Raw genomic sequence first — 6,000 nt, 5'->3', positions numbered from 1 at the left:
ACTTCTGGCAGAAATGCTCTCCTTTAGCGAGAAATGGCAAGGTGACTATTTTAAAGGTTCATGGGAATTTGAATTTTTACTAACGCTTAAAGGCGTATTATCAAAGGAAAATCTCAAAAAATTCTCCATTCAACTTCCTACAACAGACGATCAAAGGCTCAATGTTCTTATTGATAATTTTAGATATAGGTTAAATGAAGATCTAAACTTAAATACTGTTGCCCGCCAATCGGGAATGAGCGTGAGAAGCCTGACCAGATTATTTCAAACTAAACTGCACATCACTTTTGTTCAATACTTAAAAATGCTTCGCATTATCAGGGCGATGGAATTGATTAAAGATACAGATTTGAATATGACAGAGATAGCCTATGAAATTGGGTATTCGAATATATCGGCATTTAGTAACAATTTTCATCAACTGACCAATATGAGACCAACCCAATTTAAAGAAATGTCAGGGGGATAATGTTTTCATATTATTTGACTCCACTTCTTCGGTTTGGATTCAGAATGTCTTTAAATAACCTTCCAAAATAGGATAAATTATACAAGGCGTCCAGCCCTCCGGTGCAAGCACAAGTTTTTCCACGGTCTTATTTGAAGTAAATTTTGCTGTACCATTCGACTGCGCGTTCTAGTATTTTTCTATTTTTATTAAATGACCTTTTTCATCATAAAACTTCCAATCCCCCGTTTCCTTTCCATCCGTATAGATTTCGGTTTTTATCAACGTTCCCTGTTCATTATAAAATTTCCATTCACCATTATATCTTTTGTAATTATTATAGATCTCTAAATGTTCCAATTTGCCATTTTGGTAATAATAATTCCATTCGCCAATTTTCATTCCTGCTTCATAACTGCCAATGCTTTCCAATTGTCCATTTTCGTAATACTCTTTCCATTCGCCAGTTTGACGCCCGTCTTCGTCATATTGTGCTATTCCTCTACTGGTTCCGTCTTTATGATACAATTTCCATGAACCAATACTACTTCCATTTTTAATAACTCCTAGCGAGGACAACTGACCATTATCAAAATAATAGTGCCAAGAACCTGTTTTTTCGCCATTTTCATAATTCCCATTATTTGCCAATTGTCCATTCTCATGATATTCTTTCCATTCTCCAGTCATTTTTCCATTTTCATTGAAAGATACACTACCCCTTAATTTTCCATTTTTCCAATACCACTTGCTTTCACCAATTTTCTTTCCACTTTTATATGTGCTGACCGTTGACAACTTGCCATTGTCAAAATAGATGTGTGCTTCGCCAGTCAACTGCCCATTTTTATCTAAATAATATATTTCCTTAACCTGACCGTTGTCAAAAAGCGTTTTATGCTCCGTGGATTGTCCTTTACAATAAAAAAAAATGTGTAAAATAACGAGTAGAAATAATAGTTTTTTCATAAGTGCGCTCATAATTTTATATAAAAATACTGCCGGCTATCTGATGAAGCAAGGATAGTTTATTATTCGTGAAGCGATATTTATTATCCGCAATAATATTACTACTATGCGCGAAACGATGTCTGTGCGGTATGCCTAGCGGTGCTTTCCATCGGGACGATCTGGATATCCCCCAACGTGTAAATCGGATAAGAACAATTCATTCTGTAGAGCGTTTGGGTTTTTATTCATTTAAAGCCTATCTTAGCACTATCCTGAATCTGCAGGTATGGGTATGTTTTGAGTATAATTACAAAATCATTTTGACAGATAAGATTTACCAATTTTCGATGTTGGCGGATTTATCAAGAATGGATTTGATCAGATCATTAAAATATGTGTTTACGTACTGATGATTTTTCTCTCCTTTAGGTTCACTATTGCCCTTGAAATAAAATTTTTTCACGTTCATTTTATTCCAAGTACCGTTGTAATTCATAATTTGAGCACTAAAAGTTGGACTATTGATTCGTATCTTTCCATCTTTAAACAAAAACGTTAAGGTATAATCCACATCATAATAAGCCTTCGAGAAACCAGAGGTTTTAAGTCCCTTATTTTTGTAACCTGCTAAAGTAATAGCTTGCCCAGGAATCAAAGTCAAGCCATCTTTGGGATTGGAATACAAACTATTTATCGACTTAAGTACATTATCGTATAGCTCCTGCTGTTTGGCTCCTGGAACTTCCACAACAGCATAATCCTGGTTTTCTTCAGATATGAAACCGGTTGGCCCAAGGGTAAAATACTGGGAGAACGCTGAGTTTGCGAACAAAAGCATAAATATCGCGGTTACTATAATTTTCATATTTAATTATTTTAAGCACAGTTAAATAAATCAATAAATTTTTCAATTGAAGTGATTATTGCTATCACGACTTGGTTGCAATTTACACCTTTCTGTAGTGAAACACAAGATCATGGTTGATGGTTTGAAATTTCTGCAAACAAGCACTATATCATCCGACAGGATCGCGAAGTAGATCTTTTTTTACTGCTAGGATATTCTATATATTTTAGAAACAGTTCATTTTTCGGATATGATATAACTGAATCCATATCTTTTATTGCTTTGCCGATAAAATGATCTTTCAAGTGGCAGAATTTGACCGAACTCATTGTCATCATTTATAAATGAAAGCTATGAAGTGTTTTGACAATGTTGCTAGTTTGATACCAATCGTTGTATACCAATTCAAGGGACTGTACTTTCATTTCGCCAAATCCAGCTGTCCTGTAATCTCGTAAGAGATTTCCAAACTTGTACGGACAATGTAATTCCTTTCTAAAACGTACGGAAGTCATATGCGCAGTAGTCAGTCTGTACCTCGAATCTATGCTCTGTTGCAAATCTGTGGACTGGAAATTATTCCTTATGCGGTTGCGTAACATATCAAGCCCATCGCCTAACGGAAAACCTTGGATCATCACAGCCTCTCGGGAGGCTGTGACGCCTTTAAATTGCAGTCTGAATTCAGGTATCTTTTTAAGGCTTTGAAAAATAATCTGCTCATAATCAAACACACGTACCTGACTCAGGTCAAAACCTTCGTAACACGAAATGATTGAAAGTGCCGTCACATGTAAATCTGAGATGGGTTGGTAATACTGCTCTCCTTCAATATTCAACATTTCTTCCTGAAATGTCCTCACCCGAGCTTTGACCTCATCACTTGGTCTTATCAATAAGGTCAGACCACGACGTCTGTCTCTATCATTATTTATCTGCCGATCTATTTCTATCTCTCCCTTACTAATCTGTCTAATGGACCGATCGAACAAATTATCATAAAGCTTTGCGAGTTCTATAGACATTTTACCTAAACTACTGTTAACTAATTACGATTTCATGTAAAAGTACTGATATTTTTAGCGTTAAAATATTGTTATTCCATTTTTTAACAATAATGCTGCACTTTTCGATAAGACCGTCAAATGTATCTAATTGGATCGGTGACCTTCTCAGCCAAATAAATTGAGCTTTTTTGACTAGCAACAATCTAATTTGGGATGTAATTTTGTAGTATAAAATTGAATTACTGAAAGCTGAAAACATAAAGTAAAACTGGATCGATGAATAAAATAATAGAAACCGAAAATATATCTTCACCTATTTTCAGATATAATAAGTACGATAATATCCTCGAAGGTGAAACATTTGTTACCGATCATATTTTTGCCCTTTTGATTTCAGGAAATCAGGATGTGTGGATCGGCGGTAAAAAGTGGAGTTTTAAAGCTGGTGATTTTCGCTTTTTCAGGAGAAATCAGCTGACTAAGTACATGAAGTCTTCTTCTTCTGAAGGATTTAAATCAATAATAATACAGATTGATCAGCGGACACTCAAAAATATGAGCAGCGAATACCGGTTAATAGCGGATGGCCCCTATCTCGGAGGCGAAGCTCAACTGCTCATGCAGAGCTCCTATCTAACAAGCTATTTTGGCTCTCTCCTTCCCTATCTAGATAGTCAAGAAGCGTATGATAGCTATATTCTATCCCTAAAAGAAAGAGAGCTGTTATTTCTAGTTCTAAAGACCAATCCAAAGCTTAAAAATGTACTTTTTGATTTTAGTGAGCCAGGAAAAATAGATATTGAGGCATTCATGAACAGTCATTACAGGTATAATATCGGTCTCGACCGATTTGCCTTTATGACGGGCAGAAGTCTTTCGGGCTTTAAAAGAGATTTTGGAAAATGTTTTGGGACATCACCCGGAAAATGGCTGCTCAAAAAAAGGTTGACCGAGGCCAATTACCTGCTCCAAAACCAGCATGTCAGACCATCGGACATCTATCTTGATCTTGGTTTTCAGGATCTTTCGCATTTTTCAAAATCGTACAAAAACGAATTCGGGATTTCACCCACATCGGCAACATAAAAAAATAAAATTTAATGGATTTAAAATTAAAAGGAAAACGAGCACTTGTCACCGGATCAACATCCGGATTGGGTGAGTCGATCGTGAAGATGTTGCAGCAGAAGGGGCTGAGGTTATCTTACATGGCAGAAATATTGAGCGCGCCAAATGCGTAGCTGACTATATCAACCTCAATAACGGCAAAGCAACTATTGCCATCGGTGACCTGACTTCCGATGAAGGAGCAGATGCAGTGATAAAGGAGGCTCTTAAAAACGGTAAAATCGACATTCTCGTCAATAATGCGGGATTCTATAAACATACTTCCTGGACAGGAACTAGCGCTGAGGACTGGCTGGAGGTTTACAATGCAAATGTAGTATCTTATGTAAGAATGATCCAGCGTGTTCTACCTCAGATGAAAGAGCTTGGCTGGGGAAGGCCCATACACATCGGTGGTGGATTGGGTATACAACCGATCAGGGAGCAGCCCTATTATAATGCAACGCTGGCAGCACGTCATAACTTGTCGGTATCCTTAGCGAGAGAGCTAAAAGAAACGGGTATCACCTCCAACGTAGTTTCTCCCGGAGCAATTATGAATGAAAGCGTGGAAGAGTGGTTAAATAGCGCGGCGAAGCAAAAAAGCTGGGGTTCTAGCTTCGATGAGATAGAAAAAAATGCAGTAAAGGATACTGTTCCCAATGATGCCGGAAGGTTCGGCCGTCCGGAAGAGATTGCTGCCGCAGTTTGTTATCTGGCAAGTCCTTACGCAGATTATGTTAGCGGGGCACTGCTCAGGGTTGATGGAGGTACAGTAAAGGGTATATAAATACTGAGCAGAAATCTAATAGAAAATCTTATCGATCTTGATAAGATTTTCTATTAGGAGGAAATACTTATACTTCATATGAGCTGGATTTTGGTCCTGATAAACATCAGTTTTCAGCAAAGATCAAACAGTTCAAAGACTGAATTATAGCCAAGATTGTCTATATTTTGCATCAAAATTGGTGTTAAAACTGTATGGCTATGCCACTAGCTCAAAAAACCCCGGATAGGTCTTTACCATGCCATTTCGGTCGATCAGTATCGATGATGTAAAGCCTGTTTCCATGTTTTGGTAATGGTAGCATTCTTTTGATAGTTTCGTATATTTCTGTTTAGCGGGTTTGATTTCGTCATTCAAAACATCGATGTAAATGACTTCGATCAGCTGTGTTTGGTCAACATGAAGCTCAAGTCCCTTTATCGGCAAGGTATTTGTCAATGGCGTAACGGCAATATCAATATATTTGAAACCTTCAAAAGCGGGTACGATCTGTCCGTTGATCAGCCAGTCTGATCCGGTCTTTTTCCCATCCATCTGTTTCCGCTTTCCTTCCATCTCGCAGCTTACCTCAAACTCCTGAACATTCCAATGATTGTCGGTACTGATCAGATAGTTGATGATATAGGTACTATTTGCGTGATTACCTACTACTTCAGAAGTTATTTTGAAACCGTTCTCTACAGTATCAACTTTGCAATGCTCCCAGGATTTGTTGATCAACCCTCTCCATAATAACGTTTTCATATATGCCAAAATTATTCAAACCTGCCATCTTTAAACAGATCAGCTCTTTGTTGTGATGCTCATGTAACAGCATCCCGCACATAAAAGTTTCAATTATTTGTATTTT

Annotated in this window: 6 protein-coding genes and 1 pseudogene; 3 read left to right on the top strand and 4 right to left on the bottom strand. The window is 37.4% G+C overall.

Annotation, left to right across the window (positions count from 1 at the left end; genetic code table 11):
• Positions 1-469, top strand: a 469-nt coding sequence (locus B3C94_RS21250; RefSeq protein ID WP_293907525.1) for a helix-turn-helix domain-containing protein, incomplete at its 5' end; no start/stop codon positions are given.
• Between the two features lie 168 nt (positions 470-637).
• Here B3C94_RS21250 and B3C94_RS21245 read toward each other — a convergent pair.
• From B3C94_RS21245 to B3C94_RS21235, 3 genes are all read right to left on the bottom strand, one after another.
• A complete protein-coding gene (locus B3C94_RS21245; RefSeq protein ID WP_293907523.1) occupies positions 638-1,417 on the bottom strand; it encodes a toxin-antitoxin system YwqK family antitoxin in 780 nt (259 codons plus the stop codon).
• Positions 1,418-1,733: 316 nt separating this feature from the next.
• A complete protein-coding gene (locus tag B3C94_RS21240) occupies positions 1,734-2,264 on the bottom strand; it encodes a DUF4468 domain-containing protein (RefSeq protein ID WP_293907521.1) in 531 nt (176 codons plus the stop codon).
• Between the two features lie 320 nt (positions 2,265-2,584).
• A complete protein-coding gene (locus B3C94_RS21235; protein ID WP_293907519.1) occupies positions 2,585-3,271 on the bottom strand; it encodes a 2'-5' RNA ligase family protein in 687 nt (228 codons plus the stop codon).
• A gap of 258 nt (positions 3,272-3,529) precedes the next feature.
• On the opposite strand from B3C94_RS21235, the gene B3C94_RS21230 reads away from it, so the two are divergent.
• Both B3C94_RS21230 and B3C94_RS21225 read left to right on the top strand, forming a co-directional pair.
• A complete protein-coding gene (locus tag B3C94_RS21230; protein WP_293907517.1) occupies positions 3,530-4,339 on the top strand; it encodes a helix-turn-helix domain-containing protein in 810 nt (269 codons plus the stop codon).
• A gap of 103 nt (positions 4,340-4,442) precedes the next feature.
• Positions 4,443-5,150 (top strand): annotated as a pseudogene (locus B3C94_RS21225) (SDR family NAD(P)-dependent oxidoreductase); the annotation flags it as partial.
• A 198-nt stretch (positions 5,151-5,348) separates the two neighbouring features.
• Here B3C94_RS21225 and B3C94_RS21220 read toward each other — a convergent pair.
• Positions 5,349-5,894 (bottom strand): putative glycolipid-binding domain-containing protein, encoded by a 546-nt coding sequence (locus B3C94_RS21220; RefSeq protein WP_293907515.1) that lies wholly within the window; start codon positions 5,892-5,894, stop codon positions 5,349-5,351.
• Positions 5,895-6,000 lie beyond the last annotated feature (106 nt).

The sequence above is a fragment of the Sphingobacterium sp. UBA5670 genome (assembly GCF_002420705.1).
Taxonomy (GTDB): Bacteria; Bacteroidota; Bacteroidia; order Sphingobacteriales; family Sphingobacteriaceae; genus Sphingobacterium.
The sequence above is the reverse complement of the archived record's forward strand: the minus strand, read 5'-3'. Positions and strand labels throughout refer to the sequence as shown.